This window comes from Miltoncostaea oceani (assembly GCF_018141545.1).
Classification (GTDB): domain Bacteria; phylum Actinomycetota; class Thermoleophilia; order Miltoncostaeales; family Miltoncostaeaceae; genus Miltoncostaea; species Miltoncostaea oceani.
Genome location: NZ_CP064356.1, coordinates 1727606 through 1745660, shown reverse-complemented (window position 1 = coordinate 1745660; position 18055 = coordinate 1727606). Strand labels below are relative to the sequence as shown.

The window sequence follows — 18055 nt, the reverse complement described above, 5'->3', positions numbered from 1 at the left end:
ACGGTGGGCGGGGAACACACCCCCCGTCCGACGCTCACCAGGGCGCGGGTTCGTAGTCCTTCAGGAAGCAGCCGTAGAGGTCCTCGCCGCGCTCGCCGCGGACGATCGGGTCGTAGACCCGCGCGGCGCCGTCGACCAGGTCGAGGGGTGCGTGGAAGCCCTCGCCCGCCAGGCGCGCCCGCGTCGGGTGCGGCCGCTCGTCCGTGATCCAGCCGGTGTCGACGCTGGTCATCAGGATCCCCTCGCCCCGCAGCTCGTGGGCGCTGGTGCGGGTGAGCATGTTGAGGGCGGCCTTCGCCATGTTGGTGTGCGGGTGACCGGGGCCCTTGTAGCCGCGGCTGAACTGACCCTCCATCGCCGAGACGTTGACGACGTAGCGGCGCCGGGCGGGGGCCGCGGCGAGCGCCGCACGCAGGCGGCCGACGAGGATGAACGGCGCGGTCATGTTGCAGAGCTGCACCTCGAGCATCTCCACCGGGTCGACCTGGTCGACGGTCTGCACCCAGGAGTTGACGGGCTGCAGGTCGGGCACGAGCCCGCCCGCGTCGATGGCCCGCTGGGCGGCGACCCGCTCCGGTGAGGCGGAGCCCGCGGTCAGCGCCAGCTCGGCGAGCGCCTGCGGGGTCGGCGTCCAGTGGCCGGGCGCGCCGTCGCCGATCGTGCCGCGCACGCCCCCCGGCGCGAGGGACAGCACCTCGGGGGCCGGTCCGGCGGGCAGCGGAGCGGCCTCCGCGGCCGCGAGCGGCGCGTAGGCGGCGGGTGAGCGCCGCACCGTCTGGGCGGCGTTGTTGATGAGGATGTCGAGGGGCCCCCGCGCGGCGACCGCGTCGGCGAGGGCGACGACCTGGCCGGGGTCGCGCAGGTCGACGCCGACGATGCGCAGGCGGTGCAGCCAGTCGCCGCTGTCGGGCATCGCCGCGAACCGGCGGGCGGCGTCACGGGGGAAGCGCGTCGTGATGGTGGTGTGGGCGCCGTCGCGGAGGAGCCGCAGCGCGACGTACATGCCGATCTTCGCCCGGCCGCCGGTGAGCAGCGCGGCGCGGCCGGTGAGGTCGGCGCGCGCGCCGCGGCGCTCCCGGTTCCGGGCCGCGCACTCCGGGCAGAGCTGGTGGTGGAAGGCGTCCACCTCGGTGTACCGCCGTTTGCAGACGTAGCAGGCGCGGGCCCGCATCAGCGTCCCCGCCGTGGCCCCCGCGGCGGCGGACACGAGGGGCAGGCCGCGCGTCTCGTCGTCGATGCGCCCGGGCGCCCCGGTGGCGGTCGCGGCAGTCACGGCGTCGTCGTTCGCCCGGATCGCCTCCCGCCGCTCCTCCCGGCGGCGCAGCTTCGCGGTCTTGTAGACGCCCGACACGGCGCGGCGCACGGCGACGGCGTCGGGGTGGTCGGGGGGCAGGGCCTCCGCCGCGTCGACGACGCGGCGGAACGCCTCCATGTCGCCGGCGTCGATGCTCACGGCGCCGGGTCGAGGGCCTGCAGCTCGCCCTCGAGCCGGGTGATCGCCCGGCGCCGGTCGACGACGAGGCGGAGGGTGTTGACGATCGGGCCGATCGGCGGGGGGACGTCCACGTCGTCCTCGTCACGGGCGGTCCGCAGCGCCTCCAGCACGCCGGCGGTCGCCGCCCGCACCTCGGCGGCGGGCACGCCGGCGTCGGCGACGTCGGCGGCGCTCGTCAGCCCGACCCGCCACGCGTCGCCGGACAGCTCGAACCAGCCGAGGTGGTGCCGCTCGCCGGCCACGACGTGTAGCAGGGCGAACCGGGTGCCGTCGGGAGCGACGGCGTCGCCGTCGGTGAGGCGCAGGATGCGGGGGACGGTCGCCATCGACCGGTCAGGATAGCCGCGCCGCCCGGGGGCGGTTCAGCGCACGGCGGTGAACAGGTAGCGGCAGAGGCTGAAGAAGTAGTCGTCGCCCATCGACACGAGGTCCGCGCTCCAGGCCGCGGCCTCGGCGGCGTCGACGCCGCGCCGTCCCGGCACGAACCCGGCGATCAGCTCCATCATCCCGCCGCTGTACGTCGCGCGGCGGTGGCCGACGTTGAGGATCGGCACGACCCGGGCGTCGGCGAGGGCGAACCCGGCCTCCCGCAGCAGCTGTGGCAGGAGCCGTGGCAGGTCGCGGTGGGCGAGGTGCTCGTCCCACGCCGCCAGCACCCGGGCCATGCGGGCGTCGTCGCGGGAGCGCCAGACGATCGAGTCCCAGTCGGTGTCGAGGACGACGAGGCGCCCGCCGGGCGCCAGCACCCGCCGGGCCTCCGCGAGGGCCGCCGGCATGTCGTCGACGTACTCGTAGACCTGCGTGCAGACGACCGCGTCGACGGCGCCGTCGGGCAGCGGGACGGCGAGGGCGTCGCCGGTCCCGAGCTCGACCGGCGCCGCCCCCGGCGGCCGCGCGCGGGCCGCGGCGATGGCGAGCATGCTGTCGCTCGTGTCGATCCCGTGGACCCGTCCGCCGGGGCCGACGAGCGCCGCGATCTCCGCCGCCAGGTACCCGGGACCGCACCCGAGGTCGAGCACCCGCTCGCCGGGGACGGGGGCGAGGGCGGCGATCACCGCACGGCGCTGCGCGACCACGTCGTCGGTCGCGTAGATCTCGTCGATGCGGCGCGCGGCGGCGGCGTCGAACCGGAGGGGATCGGGTGCGTCGCCCATCAGATCGCCACCGTGACGGTGTCCACGGCGCGCAGCTCGGGGTACGGGTTGACGGCCCCGCGCCCGGCCGGGTGCAGCTCGAAGTGCAGGTGGAAGACGCCGCCGCGGGCGTCGCCGGTGCGTCCGACGGCGCCGATGCGCTGGCCGGCCCGCACCCGCGACCCCGGGGCGAGGCCCGGCGCGATCGACGACAGGTGGGCGTAGTAGTACCGGGTGCCGGCGTCGTCGCGGAGCCAGACGTAGATGCCGCCGAGGCCCCGCTCGACCCGCGTCATGCGGTCGATGACCCCGTCGGCGACCGCGACGACGGGGGCGCGCCGCGGCGCGACGATGTCGTTGCCCTGGTGGCGACCCTGGTGGCGGGGGGCGCCCCAGTCGTCGCCGAACGAGTGGGGCGCCTGCACGGGGAACACCCGGAGGTGCCGGGCGCGGAACGTCCCGAGCCTCCTCAGCAGCGCCGCGTCGACCCGGCCGTCGACGGCCACCCCGAGGGAGCGCTGGACGCGGACCACGGCGCGGCGGGTCTGGGGGCCGAACACCCCGTCGGCGCTGACCTCGTAGCCGCGGCGGCGCAGCTCGGACTGGAGGCGCAGGACGGCGTCCCCCTGCGCCCCCACCGAGAGCAGGGTCCCGGCACGCACGGGCGTGGGCGCACCGGGCCGGGGTGCCCGCAGGCGGCGCAGCAGGAGGTCGTCGGCGACGCCGCTCGGCCGCAGGCCGACGCGCCGCTGCGCCCGGCGCACCGCGGCACGGGTCAGCGGGCCGTATCCCCCGTCGACCTCGACGTCGTCGTCCCCGGCCCGCACCAGCAGGCGCTGCAGGGCGCAGACGCGGGGACCGGTCGCGCCGAGCCGCAGCTCGTTGCGGGGCCCGCCGCGCGCGGTGGTCGGACCGGGGAGCCCGCACACCGAGAGGCCCATCGACCAGAGGAACGAGCGGTCCACGATCCCGTTGACGCGGAGGCCGAGGCGCCGCTGCAGGCGGGCCACCGCGCGCTTCGTGCCGGGCCCGTAGCGGCCGTCGACGACGACGCGGATGCCGCGGCGGCGCAGCTCGCGCTGCAGCTCGCGCACGACGGGTCCGCGGGCGCCGAGCCCGAGGACCCCGGCCTCGGCCCCGGCGGGCGGGCGCGGCGACTGGGCCGGCGCGTGCGCCGGGAGGGCGAGGAGGACGAGCGCGACGGCGGCGAGGATCGCCACCGCCCCGCCGCTGGGGAGCCGCGGACGCATCGCGTCCCGTGCTCTTCGCCGGGCGGGCGCGGCGCCCTGCCCGGCCGGGTCCACCCCCGGCGGGGCCGTCAGCCGGCGGGGGTCTCCGGCGGCGGCGGCGGCGGGTCGTCGCGGACGGAGGCGATCCGCCACGGCGAGTCCTCCGGCCCGTCGAGGGACAGCGTCCAGGTGCCGTCGAAGCGGGTGGTGCCGTTCCGCGACCCCGCGACGACGTCGAGGGTGTTGCGGTCCTCGACGTAGCGGACGCCCTCGATCTGCATGTGCACCGTCGCGGTCGGCGGGACGGCGTCGGCGTCGACGTCGGTGAGCGTCGTCCCGACCACCACGGGGGCGCGCACGACGAGGCGGACGCTGCGGCCGCCGGCCGGCGGGTGGAGGAGCTCCTGCAGCAGCTCGGGCCGGGCGATGTGGGCGAAGGCGGCGTCGTCGCCGTCGACGGCGTCGGCCCAGGCGGCGACGCCGCGGCGCACCGTCAGGTCGATGACGTCGGGGTCGAAGCGCTCGTCGGAGAGGGACAGGTCGCGGGCCTTCGCGAGGGCCGTCGCCGCGTCCTCGTCGTCGATCTCGGCGTGGGTGAAGCCCTCGGGGAGGGCGTTGCGCTGCGCCGCCTCGACCCGTGCGCGGTCGGTCATGCGGCGGTCCTCGCTCGGGTCGGCCTCGAGCGGCGCGTCGAGCTGGTGGGTGCCCTCCTCGTCCTGCTCGATGGAGAGGAGCGTCCAGCGGCCGTCGCGCTTGCCGAGCGTCCAGTACTCCCGCAGGTGCGACTCGGAGCCGCTGTTGCCGCTGTGGTTGATGCGGTTCCCGGAGCCGTCGATCACGTAGTCCTGCAGTTCCGCCGAGACGCGGACGACGACGCGGTCGTCGGCGTCGTCCATGCGGTTCGTCATCCCGACGTACTCGACGTCGCTCGAGGTGACCTCCACGCGGTTGCGCCAGCCCTTCGACGCGAAGTCCTCGAGCCGCAGGCGCCACTCCGTCATGAGGTCGGGGGCGACCATCGCCGCGAGGGCGTCGCGGTCGTCCTCGTCCCATGCGCGCTGGATGGACGCGAACAGCAGCTCGGCCTCGCCGCGGACCTTCTCCGCCTCGAACGCGGCGTCGTCCTCCGCCGCGACGCGCGCCTTCCGCTCGACCTCCTCGCGCCGCGCCTCGCGGCGGGACGCGGTCAGGGCGTCGCGGGCCTTCGCGTAGCTGCGGCTCCACGTCGCCTTGCGCTTCTCCTGGATGAAGCCGAACACGAGCACCACGGCGACGCCGCCGAAGACGACGAGCGCCCCGGTGCCGCTGAGGCTGCCGCCCGAGCCGGAGCCGGACCCGCCGCCACCCGAGTACCCGCCGCCGCCGCCCCCTCCCCCGCCTCCGCCGAAGCCGCCGCTGCCGCCGCCGGCGGCGCCGAGGGCGGTGGCCGCCTGGGCGGCGAGCACGACGAGCGTGAGGACGAGGGCGCGCAACGCGCCGGGGATGCGCCGGTCGGAGGTCATGCGCCGAGGGTAGCGGCCCCCGCCCGGCGCGACGGCCGTCCCGCTCCCGGGGAACCGGCGGACGCCCGGCCGGCGGCGTACGTCCGTACCGATCGTCGGACGGATGGTGTCCCCCCGGGGGCCCGGACCACTACCATCGGGGCATGGACGCGAACGGCACCCCCGGACCCATCGGACTGATCGTCGTCGACCACGGCTCGCGCCGCGCCGAGAGCAACGAGATGCTCGAGCGGATGGTGGTCCAGGTGACGGAGGTCGTCCCCTACGACATCGTCGAGCCCGCCCACATGGAGCTGGCGGAGCCGTCGATCTCCGACGCGTTCGACGCGTGTGTGGCGCGGGGCGCCCGGACCGTCGTGGTGTCGCCGTACTTCCTGCTCCCCGGCCGCCACTGGCGGCAGGACATCCCGGCCCTCGTCGAGGAGGCCGCGGCGCGGCACCCCGGCGTCGCGTACCTCGTCGCCGCCCCGTTCGGCCTGCACCCGCTGATGGCCGAGGTCGTGAGCGCCCGGGTGGAGCACTGCCTGGCGCACGTCCGCGGCGAGGCGGAGGAGTGCGAGGCCTGCGCCGGGACGGGGACGTGCCGCATGCAGGTCGGCGCCGGGGCCGCCGCGCCCGCGTCGTAGCCCCGCCGTCGCGCCGGGTCTGGCGCGGCACCCCCGCGGGTATCCCTCCTGCGACCAGGAGGTCGTCGTGAACGAACGCCCGCCCGGGCGGCCGCCGGCCGCCCCCACCCCCCTCCCCCCGCCGCCGTCGCCGCACCCCGGCACACCGCCCGGCGGGGATCCCGTGGCCGTCCTCCCGCCGGCCCACCCCCACACCCCGGAGGTCACCCGATGAGGCGTGTCCTGCTCGCCCTCACCGCCATCGGCGCCGCCGTCGCCGGCGTCGTCGCGCTCCTGCGCCGCCGCCGGTCGTCGGGGGCACCCGACCGCTGGGGGTCGTCCGACGACGGCGGTGGCCGCCTCGAATACCACGGCCCCAGCGGCGACCCGCTGGAGGCCGGCGGCGGCTCGCCCGACGACGCGCGCCTGCTCGCCCGGGTCCAGTCGGAGCTGTTCCGGGACGCGGCGCTGCCGAAGGGCGACATCGCCCTCGACGCCGTCGGCGGCGTCATCACCCTCCGCGGCCAGGTCGACGAGGCCCTCGTGGCCGACGTGCCGATCCGCGTCGCCGCGGTCGAGGGCGTTCTGCGCGTCGAGAACCTGCTCCACGCGCCGGGGAGCCCTCCGCCGGTCTCCGCCTGACGGTCACGGCGGGGGCCGCGTGCGGCCCCCGCCACCTCCGCGTGGGGCACGACGTGGCCGCTGCGGGACGGCGCGCGGGGTGGCGGGGGCTGCGCGGCGGACGAGCGTCCGTGTCCGGTGCATCGGCACCTCCCGACCTGAACAAGAGATGACGGTTCCCACGGAACCGTAAGCGGATCAGGCTCCTTCGATGCCCGCCTCGCGGGAGAGGTCGCGGAGCTCGTCGAGGGCCTCCGGCCCGATGGCCCGCACCGCGCGCTGCTCGCCGCTCGGCACCTCCAGCACCACGAGCGAGGCCCGCTCGGCGCGGGCGAGGGTCGCGAGGTGGGCGCGCTGCTCCGGCACCGCGGGGGCGAGGGCGAGCACGAACGCCGGGTCCTGCGCGTTGGGGTCGCCGTGCTCGGCGAAGAACGCCAGCACGAGGCGCTCGATCTCGTCGTCCTCCACGCGCCCGACGCTGACGCCGGTCGTCCCCGCGATCGCGGCGGCCTGCTCGCCGGGGACCGCCACGGCGATCACGACGTGGCCCTCCCCGTCCTCGCCCACGGCGATGAACTGCTCGCCGCTCTGCGCCAGCGCGCGGAGCCGGTCCTCACCGGACCCGCCGTCCCGCCCGTCCGTCGAGCCGTCCATGTCGTCCCTCCGTCTCCGGTCTGGTGCTGTCAGGTCCCCATCCTGGCGGGTCGGGGGCGTGTCGCGCCGTCCCCGGGTGCCCGGTCAGCCCGAGGTGTCGCGCTCGCGCCGGATCGTGACCTTGCGGCCCTTGATGGTGCTGCCGCGCAGGGCGGCGATGACGTCGTCGGCGGCGGGCACGGGGACCTCGACGAGCGAGAAGCGGTCGAAGATCTCGATCGCCCCGACGTCGCGGCCGGTGAGCTGGGACTCCCCCGTCACGGCGCCGACGAGGTCCTGGGGGCGCACGCCGGCGCTGCGGCCGGCCCCGACGAACACCCGGGTGGTGGGGCCGGACGGCCCGCGTCCGCGGGCGGCGCGGGGCTTGCCGCGTCCCCCGGCGTCGGGGCGGTCGCGCGGCGGCCGCTCCGGGCGGGGCGCGGCGACCTCGGGGATGTCCACCTCGTCCACGGGCCCGCCGGTCGCGTCGTGGGCGAGCTTGACGGCGGCGAGGGCGACCTCCATGACGTCGAACTCGTCGGCGAGGGTCTCGACGACGACCCGGAAGCGGTCGAGGCCCTCCTCCAGGATCGCCTCCCGGAGCGTGGCGCGCATCATCTCGAGGCGGCGGGCGCGGAGGTCCGCGATCGTCGGGACCTTCTGGATCTGGATCCGCTGGCCGGTGACCCGCTCGATGTTCTTGAGGAGGCGGTGCTCGCGCGGCTCGGCGAGGGTGATCGCGACGCCCTCGCGCCCGGCGCGCCCGACCCGCCCGATGCGGTGGACGTACGACTCGGGGGCGGAGGGGACGTCGTAGTTGACGACGTGGGTGAGCTGGTCGATGTCGAGGCCGCGGGCGGCGACGTCGGTGGCGACGAGCAGGTCGGCGGTCCCGGAGCGCAGGCGCTGCATGACGCGGTCGCGGCCCTCCTGGCTGAGGCCGCCGTGGAGCGCCTCGGCGCGGTACCCGCGACCGGTGAGCGTCTCGGCGAGCTGGTCGACCTCGTTGCGGGTGCGGCAGAAGACGATCGCGGCGGCGGGCGCCTCGACGTCGAGCACGCGCGCGAGGGCGGCGGGCTTGTGGGCCCGCGACAGGACGTAGGCGCTCTGGCGCACGAGGGGCGCCTCGCCGGCGGCGGCGCGCTCCTCGACGATCTGGATGCGGACGGGGTCGGTGAGGTGGCGCTTGGCGATGGCGTTGATGCGGGCCGGCATCGTCGCGGAGAAGAGCACCGTCTGGCGGCCGTCGGGGGTGCCGTCGAGGATCGCGTCGATGTCCTCCGCGAAGCCCATGTCGAGCATCTCGTCGGCCTCGTCGAGGACGACGGTGGCGATGCTGTCGAGGTGGAGGGTGCCGCGGCCGATGTGGTCGAGCGCCCGGCCCGGGGTGGCGACGACGACGTCGGCGCCCCGCTCGAGGGACCGGAGCTGGCGACCGATCGGCTGGCCCCCGTAGATCGGGAGCACGCGCGCGCCGATGGAGCGGCCGTAGCGGTGGATCGCCTCGGACACCTGCATCGCGAGCTCGCGGGTGGGGACGAGCACGAGGGCCCCGGGGCCACCGGTCCCGGCGGCGGGCGTCATCCGCTCCAGCAGCGGCAGGGCGAAGGCGGCGGTCTTGCCGGTGCCCGTCGCGGCGCGGCCGAGCAGGTCGCGTCCCTCCAGCAGCGGCGGGATCGCCTCCCGCTGGATGGGGGTGGGCTCCTCGTAGCCGAGCTCGGTGAGCGCGGCGAGCAGCTCGGGGCGCAGGCCGAGCTCGGTGAATCCGGGGCGTTCTGCGGTCGGGTCCGTGGCCGTCATCCTCGTCGTGGGCACCGCCGGGACGTCCGCGGCGACCGCGCAGTGTGACAGGTGCCGGCCCCCGACCCCGGCCGGGAGCCTCCCTACGTGGCGGGCCCGCCGATCGCGCGGAGCCGGTCGAGGAACGCGGCGCTGGCGCTGGCCTTCTCGTGATCGACCTTCAGGACGGCCTCGAGGCGGGTCGGCAGGTAGGCGAGCTCGTCGAATCCGAGGCCGTTGTGGTCGACCCCGAGCGTCGCCGCCATCGCGCGCTGGCAGTCGCCCTTGTGGACCGTGTAGGCGGGGGCCTCGCCGTCGCCCTCCGCCCAGACGCTGCTGCCCTGCGCGGCGTCGACGATGGGACGGTCGCAGTGGTCGCAGTGCAGCGCGAAGCGCTGGCGGCCTGCGGTGGTGACGGACTTCAGCGCCATGTGGGGGGCCTCCGGTCGGGGGCGTCCAACCTACCGGGGTGGCCACGCCCGACGGTGTCGCTCCGCGGGAACTGGCCGAAAGACCAGCGACGATGCGCACGAGCGGGACGTACCTTCCGGCGAATCCACCTGGAGGGGCAGTGCACCACCGTCTCGCTGGTCTTCTCGTCGCCACCATGGCGCTCCTCGCTGCCGCGGCCCCGTCGCTGGCGGCGGACGACCCCGCCACCCGTGTCGTGTTCGCGGACGGCTGCGACATATGGATCGCACCCCTCACCGGGGAGGCTCCACAGAACCTGACCGGGAGCCCCGCATGCGAGACGAACCCGACGGTCTCCCGCACCGGACGGTTCGTCGCCTGGGGGACGGGTGTCGCCGGCATCTCGGTCCTCGACCGCACGACCGGGGGGGTCACGTCGGTCCCGGGAGGACAGTCGCCCGACTTCTCGCCCGTGACCGATGACATCGCCTTCACCGTGAGCTCGTCGGGGGTGACGGACATCTACGTCTCCGGCCCCGACGGCTCCGGGCGCCGCAAGCTGACCACCGACGCGCAGACGTTGACCAGCGGCAACCGCTTCCCGAGATGGTCGGACGACGGGGAGGAGATCATCTTCAGTCGTGGGGAGGGGGCGCCGTTCTGCCGCGTGGACCGCGGTGGCTACGACGACCTCTGCGTGTCGTACCGGCTCGCCGGCGTCACCTTGACCGGCGTCGTCACGGAGATCCTCGCCGAACCGCTCACCGCCTTCTCCAGCGGGCAGAGGAGCGGCGGGGTGTTCGCGTACGTCCGCAACGCACTGGAGCCCGCCAGCGGCGGGTACTGCGTCACGGAGCCGACGGCCGACCGCGAGCTCGTCGTCGATGGCGTCGTCAGGGACAGCGCCACCAGCCTCTCGCGGGTGGCGGTGGGCCCCCGCGGCGACGTCGTCTACGCGGCCGACGGCGACGTCCGCTACATCCCGGCCGGCGGCGGCGATGTCCGGACGCTCTTCCCGGGTTCCCAGCCCGATCTCACCATCGGTGACACGCGGGATCCGCGCGCCCGGGCCCGCGTCACCGCGGACGTCGACGGTCCGGGGGTGGTGGAGATCCGGCCGGGCGACGCGGAGTGCGCCTCGGAGTGCGCCGAAGTCGTCACCGCGGGCGACGAGGTGACGGTGCGGGCCGTCGCGGACGAGCCGAAGGGCGGCTTCGTCGGCTTCCGCGACTGCCCGGGCCCCGTCACGTACGGGCCGGTCGGCACGTGCCGGTTCACCGCGGAGGGCGATGTCACCGTGACCGCGGTCTTCGACCCGATCCCCTCCTACGCACCGTGGGTCCAGTTCCATCCCCGCGAGCGCCACTGGCCGATGGATCCGAGCGAGTTCGTCCGGCGCTCCTCCCTCGACTTCGCCAACCCCAACGGCGCGCACGGCCGGGGGTGCCCGACGAAGGACGCTCGCATCGTCGGCCGCGGGAAGATCATCTCGTCGTGGCTGCCGGACGGCAGGTATCGCTACCGCTACTGCTCGGGGCTCGTCCGTCGCGGCGCCCAGGCGCCGGGGCGCCGGGTGACGCTCACCACACGGCAGCTGACCGCTCCCGCCGAGACGAAGAACAAGGCGAAGGTCACCGCGGACAATGGCCGGTGGGGCTTCTACCTCAACCTCGACAACGACGCATGGAAGGGTCGCACGCCGCCCGACGAGAGCGGGGGCACCTATCCGAACGCCCCCGTCATGTACGTCCAGTACGTCCCCCGCCGGTACATCACCTACTGGTTCTTCTCCGCACGCAACTACGTGAAGCTGGCGGGAGTCAAGGACGTGCACGAGGGCGATTGGGAGCGGATCGCCGTGCGGCTCGACACGCGCAACCAGGCGGTCGCGGCCGGCTACTGGCAGCACCTGTGCGACGCGGACGTCCACTCGTGGGCCAAGATGCGCCGGGACGGGGCCATCGCCGGCAGGTCGCACCCGCGGGTGTACGTGGCGAAGGGCGCCCATGCGAGCTACCACGTCCCGCGCAGGTCGACCCGTATCTCCTGTCCGCCCTGGGTCACGAAGGGCGTCGGCGACAGCCACCCGGGCGGGGGGGTCACCTGGGAGACGTGGCAGAAGGGGGCGGGAGGCTTCCGGGAGGCGACGAAGGCGCCGTGGTACGGATTCGGCGGGAGCTGGGGATCCGAGACCTCCGAGGGCACCAAGCGGTTCCCCGGTCCGTTCTGGGGACCGCTCGGGCCGGGTCCCAAGAAGCGTCCCGCCCCGGCCGGCTGGTAGTGACGCGGTCATGAGCCCACGTCGCTCGCCCCGGTCCACGCGTGCGCTGACCCACGAGGACGCCGGTCCCCTTCCCGCCGCCCCACCGGGCACGGTTCACCGGGCATGCCACTGTTCGAGGTCGATCCAGAGTCGCGGGAGGTCGTAGAGGTCGCCCCGAGCACGTTCCCGGAGCTCAAGCTCTGGGAACGCCAGGACCTCGAGGCCTGGGTGACGTCCGCACCAGCCCTCGCAGGCGGCGACTTCGCCGTGGTGACGAGCGAGTTCGATCGATTCGATCGCACCTCGGAGCGGCTCGATGTGCTCGGCATCACGGCGATCGAGCCGGGGCGCGGGCGCCTCGTCGTCGTCGAGCTGAAGCGCGACGGGACCAGCACGACCGTCGACCTGCAGGCGATCAAGTACGCCGCGTACGTCGCCGCCGCACAGTTCGACGACGTGGTCGAGATGCACGCCCGACATCACGACCTCGGCACCGACGCGTCGCGGGCCTTCCTCCTCGACCTCCTGGGCGGGTCGGAGGACGAACCGCCCGTCATCGACGACACGCCCCGCATCGTGCCCGTCGCCGGGGACTACCGACCGGAGGTCACGACGACCGTCCTCTGGCTGGCGGACAGCTACGAGATGGACATCCGCTGCGTGCGTCTCCAGCCCTTCGCGGTCGGCGGGCGCATCCTCGTCCACTCGGAGACGATCATCCCGCTCCCCGAAGCCGAGCAGTACCGACTCGGCGTGCTGCGAAAGCGCAAGGAGACGGTGCGCGATCAGGGGGAGCGAGCGCGGGCCGGACGGCTGATCCCGCGACTGCTCGAAGCCGACGCGCTCGCGCTCGGCCAGACGCTCTACTTCCGCCGCGATGCCGTACCCGCGAGCGGCCCCGCCTGGAGCGAGGAGGAGCCCCTCTACCGGGCGACGCTCGCCACGGTCGACGGCGTGCGGACGCTCGAGTGGACCGATCCGGAGACGGGTGAGACCGCCCTCCTCTCACCGTCCCTCCTGGCGGCGACGGTCCTCCACAGGGTCGGGGTTCGCCAGGGCGACGTCTCGAGTGACGGCGTCAACGGGATGCTCTACTGGACCGTCGACGGAGAGACGAGCCTTCGCGATCTGGCGGCCGACGCCGGGATCCTGCAGGCCGGAGGTCCGGGCAGGCGGATCGATCGTGACGCCCTACGACGCATGTGCGCGGCGATACCGCGTGGTCGGTGGACCACCTACGGTGATCTGGCGGCGGCGATCGGAGTGCCGGGAGCCGCCCAGTCGGTCGCCGGGGTGATCGCAACCGATCCGGCAATACCGAACGCCCACCGTGTCCTGCGGTCGACCGGGCAGGTCTCACCCCGCTGGATCGGCGAGGAGGGTGGGCCCGAGTTCGCCAGGGAGCGGCTCGCTGACGAGGGGATGGGGTTCGGTGATGGCGACATCGCTCCCCCGGCCCTCCGGTGGGTACCGACCCCCCTCGACCCGGCCGGCACCGCCTGAGCACTCGTCGGCGGCCGGGGCACGGCGGCGTCGGCCCGTGCCTCGAGGCCGCCGCCACGGCCGGAGATCCGCGGGGGGTCGCGACGGTGCACCCGGTCGCAGTCCCGCGAGCCACGGGGCCCCTCCGACGAGCCGCACCACGTCGGGAGGGGGTCCCGCGCACCCGCCGCCGTCGGCGATGGACGTTCGTCCTCGTGGCCTCAGGGATCCCGCGCCGGACATCGGCTGTCGCGGCGGGTCAGGCCATCCGGTGCCTCGCGGCGACGTCGGTGGCCGGGCGGTCGCCCCGGGCCGGGTCGGCGGGGTGCTCCATCTGCGTCACCGGGTGCGCCGCCGACCGGGACGTAGGAGCCGGGATCCCGCTCAGGGGGACGGGATCCCGGTGACGCGCGCACCGGGACCATCCCGCGGGCGCCCGGGGGCGCCTGCGGGGGCGTCGCTCGCTACTGCACCAGCTCGAAGATCTTGAACATCGGCATGTACATCGAGATGACGACGATGCCGACGATCACGCCGACGCCGATCATCATGAGCGGCTCGATGATCGAGGTGAGCGACTTCAGCATCGTCGCGACCTCGTCGTCGTAGAAGTCCGCGAGCTTGTGGAGCATGCGGTCGACCGCGCCGGTCTCCTCGCCCACCGACAGCATCTGGGTGACCATCACGGGGAACACGCCGGTCCGCGCGAGCGGGGTCGCCAGGGGCTGCCCCTCGCGGACGCGCTCGGCGACCTCGGCCATCGGGTCGGAGATGACCCGGTTGCCGGCCGTGCGGGCCGTGATGTCGAGGGCCTGCAGGATCGGGACGCCCGACGCCGTCAGGGTGCCGAGGGTCCGGGCGAAGCGGGCCACCGCGATCTTGCGGACGATGTCGCCCACGCGCATCGGGAAGCGCAGCTTGATGGTGTCCCACATGAACCCGCCGCGGTCCGTCGACTTCCACTTCTTGAAGGCGATGGCGATCACCGTCGGGACGATGAACAGCAGGTACCAGTAGCTCCGCATCCCGTCGGACAGCGTGATCATGAACTGGGTGAGGGCCGGCAGCTCGCCGCCGAGGTCCGTGAACATGTCCGCGAAGATCGGGATGATGAACAGCACCATCCCGATGAGGACCATGAAGGCGAAGACCCCGATCAGGACCGGGTAGACCATCGCCGACTTCACGGTGCGGCGCAGGTGGTCGTCCTTCTCGAGCTGGATCGCGACCCGCTCGAGGACCTCCTCCAGGTTGCCGCCCGTCTCCCCCGCCTTCACCATCGCGACGAACAGGTCGGAGAACACCTTCGGGTGCTTGCCCATCGCCTGCGACAGCGCGAGGCCGGCCTCGACGTCCTGCCGGACGGCCATGATCGCGTGCTTCAGCTTCGGCGCCTCCGTCTGCTCCTCCAGCACGTAGAGGGCGCGCAGCAGCGACAGGCCGCTGGAGATCATGGTGGCGAGCTGCCGGGCCATGACCGTGACGTGGTTCGCCTTCAGGCCGCGGTAGCGGTCGAGCAGCTCCTCGACCGTCGGCGTCGTCGACTTCTGGTCGACGTCCACCACCGTCAGCCCGCGCAGGCGCAGCTGGGCGGCGACGGCGGCCTTCGAGTCGCCGGCGATCTCACCGGTCAGCGCGCTGCCGCCCCGGTCGAGCGCCTTGTAGACGTAGGTGGCGCTCATGCGGCCTTCACCAACCCGAGCAGGCGCTTCAGCTCGTCGGGGTGGCCGGCGCGCTCCAGGGCCATGTCCATGCTGATCACGCCCTGGCGGACGAGGCTCGCGAGGGTCGCGTCCATCGTCTGCATGCCGAACGACGAGCCCGTCTGCATCACCGAGTAGATCTGGTGGGTCTTGCCCTCCCGGATCAGGTTCCGGACGGCGGGCGTCGGCATCAGCACCTCGCACGCCACCGCGCGGCTCCCCGAGATCGTCGGGACGAGCTGCTGGCAGCAGACGCCCTGCAGGCCGTTCGCCAGCATGATCCGGACCTGCTCCTGCTGGTGCGGCGGGAACACGTCGATCACGCGGTCGATCGTCTGCGGCGCGTCCGAGGTGTGCAGCGTCGCGAACACGAGGTGGCCGGTCTCGGCCGCCGTGATCGCGATCTGCATCGTCTCCAGGTCGCGCATCTCGCCGACGAGGATCACGTCGGGGTCCTGGCGGAGGACGCTGCGCAGGGCGTTCGCGAAGCTGTGCGTGTCCGCGCCGACCTCGCGCTGGTTGATCATCGAGCGCTTGTGGCGGTGGAGGAACTCGATGGGGTCCTCGACCGTCATGATGTGGCACGCGCGCTTCTCGTTGATCTCGTTGATCAGCGACGCGAGGGTCGTCGACTTGCCGGAGCCGGTCGGCCCCGTCACGAGCACCAGCCCGCGCGGCTTCGTCGTCCACTCGCGCAGCGACGACGGAAGGCTCAGCTCCTCCAGGGTCTTCAGGCCCGTCGGGACCACGCGGAACGCCGCCCCGAGCGCGGCGCGCTGGTAGTAGGCGTTCACGCGGAAGCGGATGCGGCCGGGGACCGCGTACGACAGGTCGAGCTCCAGGTCCGTCTCGAGCCGCTGCCGCTGGTCCTGGCTGAGGAGCCCGTAGATCAGCTCCCGGGTCTCCTGGGAGGTGAGGGGCGCGTCGCCGAGGCGGACGAGCTCCCCGTTGAGCCGCATCACCGGCGGGGCGCCGACCGACAGGTGCAGGTCGCTGGCACCGCTCGCGATGACGTTCGTGATGAGCTCGGCGAAGTCGACCATCGTCACCGTCCGTGGCGCGCGGGGGGCAGGGGGAACGGGGCGCCGACGCCCCGGGTCACAGGATCTATCGACCGGCGGGCCGCCCGGCTGAACCTTTCCGCCGTCGCCGGATCAGCCGATGGCACGGGCGATCTCCTCGATGCTGGTGTGGCCGGAGAGCACCTTCAGCAGACCGTCCTCGCGGAGGGTGCGCATCCCCTCCGCACGCGCCGTCCGGGTGATCTCCTCCGACGCCGCGCCGCTCACCACCATGCGCTCGATCGTCTCGCTCATCACGAGCATCTCGTAGACGCCGACACGGCCGTGGTAGCCCGTCTCCTGGCACCGGGCGCAGCCCTTCGGCCGGAACACCGGGACCGGGTCCGGGACCCCCGCCGGCAGCACCGCGAGGTCCATCAGCTCCCGCAGCTGGGCGAGCGGCAGCGAGTACGGCTCCTTGCAGTGCTTGCAGAGGCGGCGCGCGAGGCGCTGCGCGAGGATCCCCGCGACCGCGCTCGCCGACAGGAACGGCTCGACGCCCATCTCCGCGAGCCGGGTGAGGGCGCCCGCGGAGTCGTTGGTGTGGATGGTGGCCAGCACCATGTGGCCGGTGAGGGCCGACTCGATGGCGATCTGGGCCGTCTCGCGGTCGCGGACCTCGCCGATCATCACGATGTCGGGGTCGCACCGCAGGATCGAGCGCAGCCCCGCGGCGAACGTCAGGCCCGCCTTCGGGTTGACCTGCACCTGGTTCACGCCCGCCAGGCGGTACTCGACGGGGTCCTCGACGGTGATGATGTTCTTGTCGGTCGAGTTCAGCTGGTTCAGGGCGCCGTAGAGGCTCGTCGACTTGCCCGACCCCGTCGGCCCCGTGACGAGCACCGCGCCGTACGGCCGCTGGTAGCACCCCTCGAACTTCGCGAGGACGTCCTTCGTGAAGCCGAGCTCCGCGAGGCGCATCATCACGTTGCTCTTGTCGAGGATGCGCATGACGATCTTCTCGCCGTACACCGTCGGCAGCGTCGCGACGCGCAGGTCGAGGGGGCGGCCGCCGACGGTGAGCCCGACGCGGCCGTCCTGGGGGACGCGCCGCTCCGCGATGTCGAGGTCGGCCATGATCTTCACGCGGCTCGCGACGCCGTTCGCGAGGCGGAACGGCACGGACGTCACGGTGCGCAGCACGCCGTCCACCCGGTAGCGGACGAACATCTCCTTCGCCTGCGGCTCGAAGTGGATGTCCGACGCCCGCTCGTCGACGGCCCGCGCGATCAGCGAGTTCACGAGGCGCACGACGGGGGCGTCCTCGGAGGCGTCGGCGATGTCCGCCGCCTCGGCGGGGTCGTCCCCTCCCCCGCTCTCCTCCACGAGGTCGGCGACCACGGCGTCGAGCCGGGAGCTCTGGCCGAGGAGCTGCTGGATCTCCTCCGGCGACGCGAGCGCCGGGCGGATCTCGTGCCGGGTGAGGATCCGGAGGTCGTCGATCGCGAAGACGTTCGACGGGTCGGCCATCGCCACGAGCAGCGCCCCGTCGGGCTCCATCCGGACCGGCACCGCCTGGTAGCGGCGGGCGCTCTTCTCGTCGACGAGCCGGGCGAGCGCCGGGTCGACGCCGTCGGCGAGGGTGAAGAACGCGACCCCCATGCGCACGGCCATCGCCCGGGCGAGCTGGTCGCGGGTGATCTTCTCCTCCGCGACCAGCATCTCGCCGAGCTTGCGGCCGTCGACCCGCTGCCGGGAGATCGCGGCGTCGAGGTCCTCGGGGGTGATGATCCCCATCCGCACCAGCACCTGCCCGAGCGGCTCGCCGCGCGGGATGCGCGGACCGCCCCCGCCGCGCAGGGCGGGCGGGCCCGCCAGGGGAGGCGCCGCCGCCGGCGCGGGGCGCGCGGGCGGTGCCGCGGGGGCCGGTGCGCCGGGGGGCGGGGCGACCGCCACCCGCCGCGGGGCCGCCGGAGGCCCCGCCGGCACCGGCGCGCCCGGGGCGGGCGCCACCGGGCGGGGACGCGGCGCCACGGGGGGTCCGGCCACGGGCGGCGGCGCGGCGGGGCGGGCCGGGGTGGGGGTCGCGGGGTCCGGCGCCCCCGGCGGGGGCCCCTTCTGGAAGAGCGGCACGGGCACGTCCTGGGGGGAGGGCTACCCCGTATGGATCGGCCCCGCGGACGGAACGCTTGATGGCC

15 protein-coding genes are annotated in these 18055 nt (G+C 74.5%); 4 read left to right on the top strand and 11 right to left on the bottom strand.

Annotated elements, in window-relative coordinates:
* Positions 1 to 34 precede the first annotated feature (34 nt).
* The 5 genes from IU369_RS08900 to IU369_RS08880 all read right to left on the bottom strand — a co-directional run bounded on the left by IU369_RS08900 (position 35) and on the right by IU369_RS08880 (position 5359).
* Positions 35 to 1432: an SDR family NAD(P)-dependent oxidoreductase gene (locus IU369_RS08900; RefSeq protein WP_343233234.1), complete on the bottom strand. Its 1398-nt coding sequence runs from the start codon at positions 1430 to 1432 to the stop codon at positions 35 to 37.
* Positions 1433 to 1449: 17 nt separating this feature from the next.
* The gene (locus IU369_RS08895; RefSeq protein WP_217924216.1) at positions 1450 to 1821 is read right to left on the bottom strand and encodes a hypothetical protein; all 372 of its coding nucleotides are present in this window, start codon (positions 1819 to 1821) and stop codon (positions 1450 to 1452) included.
* 36 nt (positions 1822 to 1857) lie between these two features.
* On the bottom strand, positions 1858 to 2649 hold the full coding sequence (locus IU369_RS08890; protein ID WP_217924215.1) for a methyltransferase domain-containing protein: 792 nt from the start codon (positions 2647 to 2649) through the stop codon (positions 1858 to 1860).
* On the bottom strand, positions 2649 to 3878 hold the full coding sequence (locus IU369_RS08885) for a peptidoglycan-binding protein (protein WP_217924214.1): 1230 nt from the start codon (positions 3876 to 3878) through the stop codon (positions 2649 to 2651). Before IU369_RS08885 ends, IU369_RS08890 begins: the two co-directional genes overlap by 1 nt.
* A gap of 68 nt (positions 3879 to 3946) precedes the next feature.
* On the bottom strand, positions 3947 to 5359 hold the full coding sequence (locus IU369_RS08880; protein WP_217924213.1) for a TIM44-like domain-containing protein: 1413 nt from the start codon (positions 5357 to 5359) through the stop codon (positions 3947 to 3949).
* A gap of 143 nt (positions 5360 to 5502) precedes the next feature.
* Between IU369_RS08880 and IU369_RS08875 the strand changes: the two genes are divergently transcribed.
* Together IU369_RS08875 and IU369_RS08870 are read left to right on the top strand one after the other, a co-directional pair.
* On the top strand, positions 5503 to 5985 hold the full coding sequence (locus tag IU369_RS08875; RefSeq protein ID WP_217924212.1) for a CbiX/SirB N-terminal domain-containing protein: 483 nt from the start codon (positions 5503 to 5505) through the stop codon (positions 5983 to 5985).
* A 210-nt stretch (positions 5986 to 6195) separates the two neighbouring features.
* Positions 6196 to 6606, top strand: coding sequence for a BON domain-containing protein (locus IU369_RS08870; protein WP_217924211.1), 411 nt, complete (start codon positions 6196 to 6198; stop codon positions 6604 to 6606).
* Between the two features lie 177 nt (positions 6607 to 6783).
* Here the strand turns inward: IU369_RS08870 and IU369_RS08865 are convergent, their stop codons facing one another.
* The 3 genes from IU369_RS08865 to IU369_RS08855 form a co-directional block, all read right to left on the bottom strand.
* On the bottom strand, positions 6784 to 7239 hold the full coding sequence (locus tag IU369_RS08865; protein ID WP_217924210.1) for a hypothetical protein: 456 nt from the start codon (positions 7237 to 7239) through the stop codon (positions 6784 to 6786).
* Between the two features lie 84 nt (positions 7240 to 7323).
* The gene (locus tag IU369_RS08860; protein ID WP_425516818.1) at positions 7324 to 9069 is read right to left on the bottom strand and encodes a DEAD/DEAH box helicase; all 1746 of its coding nucleotides are present in this window, start codon (positions 9067 to 9069) and stop codon (positions 7324 to 7326) included.
* Between the two features lie 32 nt (positions 9070 to 9101).
* Complete coding sequence (locus IU369_RS08855) at positions 9102 to 9428, bottom strand: hypothetical protein (protein WP_217924208.1); 327 nt, start codon at positions 9426 to 9428, stop codon at positions 9102 to 9104.
* A 176-nt stretch (positions 9429 to 9604) separates the two neighbouring features.
* On the opposite strand from IU369_RS08855, the gene IU369_RS08850 reads away from it, so the two are divergent.
* On the top strand, positions 9605 to 11689 hold the full coding sequence (locus tag IU369_RS08850) for a TolB family protein (protein WP_217924207.1): 2085 nt from the start codon (positions 9605 to 9607) through the stop codon (positions 11687 to 11689).
* A gap of 105 nt (positions 11690 to 11794) precedes the next feature.
* The gene (locus IU369_RS08845) at positions 11795 to 13174 is read left to right on the top strand and encodes an MGMT family protein (RefSeq protein WP_217924206.1); all 1380 of its coding nucleotides are present in this window, start codon (positions 11795 to 11797) and stop codon (positions 13172 to 13174) included.
* A 443-nt stretch (positions 13175 to 13617) separates the two neighbouring features.
* Here IU369_RS08845 and IU369_RS08840 read toward each other — a convergent pair whose 3' ends face one another.
* From IU369_RS08840 to IU369_RS08830, 3 genes are all read right to left on the bottom strand, one after another.
* Complete coding sequence (locus IU369_RS08840; RefSeq protein WP_217924205.1) at positions 13618 to 14835, bottom strand: type II secretion system F family protein; 1218 nt, start codon at positions 14833 to 14835, stop codon at positions 13618 to 13620.
* On the bottom strand, positions 14832 to 15899 hold the full coding sequence (locus IU369_RS08835) for a type IV pilus twitching motility protein PilT (protein WP_217924204.1): 1068 nt from the start codon (positions 15897 to 15899) through the stop codon (positions 14832 to 14834). Before IU369_RS08835 ends, IU369_RS08840 begins: the two co-directional genes overlap by 4 nt.
* Positions 15900 to 16010: 111 nt before the next feature.
* Complete coding sequence (locus IU369_RS08830; RefSeq protein ID WP_217924203.1) at positions 16011 to 17990, bottom strand: GspE/PulE family protein; 1980 nt, start codon at positions 17988 to 17990, stop codon at positions 16011 to 16013.
* Positions 17991 to 18055: the final 65 nt, after the last annotated feature.

Excerpts from the sequence above, each read along its gene's own strand:
- IU369_RS08900 (WP_343233234.1), bottom strand. The coding sequence starts at position 1,432 with ATGGAGGCGTTCCGCCGCGTCGTCGACGCGGCGGAGGCCCTGCCCCCC.
- IU369_RS08895 (WP_217924216.1), bottom strand. The coding sequence starts at position 1,821 with ATGGCGACCGTCCCCCGCATCCTGCGCCTCACCGACGGCGACGCCGTC.
- IU369_RS08890 (WP_217924215.1), bottom strand. The coding sequence starts at position 2,649 with ATGGGCGACGCACCCGATCCCCTCCGGTTCGACGCCGCCGCCGCGCGC.
- IU369_RS08885 (WP_217924214.1), bottom strand. The coding sequence starts at position 3,878 with ATGCGTCCGCGGCTCCCCAGCGGCGGGGCGGTGGCGATCCTCGCCGCC.
- IU369_RS08880 (WP_217924213.1), bottom strand. The coding sequence starts at position 5,359 with ATGACCTCCGACCGGCGCATCCCCGGCGCGTTGCGCGCCCTCGTCCTC.
- IU369_RS08875 (WP_217924212.1), top strand. The coding sequence starts at position 5,503 with ATGGACGCGAACGGCACCCCCGGACCCATCGGACTGATCGTCGTCGAC.
- IU369_RS08870 (WP_217924211.1), top strand. The coding sequence starts at position 6,196 with ATGAGGCGTGTCCTGCTCGCCCTCACCGCCATCGGCGCCGCCGTCGCC.
- IU369_RS08865 (WP_217924210.1), bottom strand. The coding sequence starts at position 7,239 with ATGGACGGCTCGACGGACGGGCGGGACGGCGGGTCCGGTGAGGACCGG.
- IU369_RS08855 (WP_217924208.1), bottom strand. The coding sequence starts at position 9,428 with ATGGCGCTGAAGTCCGTCACCACCGCAGGCCGCCAGCGCTTCGCGCTG.
- IU369_RS08850 (WP_217924207.1), top strand. The coding sequence starts at position 9,605 with ATGGCGCTCCTCGCTGCCGCGGCCCCGTCGCTGGCGGCGGACGACCCC.
- IU369_RS08845 (WP_217924206.1), top strand. The coding sequence starts at position 11,795 with ATGCCACTGTTCGAGGTCGATCCAGAGTCGCGGGAGGTCGTAGAGGTC.
- IU369_RS08840 (WP_217924205.1), bottom strand. The coding sequence starts at position 14,835 with ATGAGCGCCACCTACGTCTACAAGGCGCTCGACCGGGGCGGCAGCGCG.
- IU369_RS08835 (WP_217924204.1), bottom strand. The coding sequence starts at position 15,899 with ATGGTCGACTTCGCCGAGCTCATCACGAACGTCATCGCGAGCGGTGCC.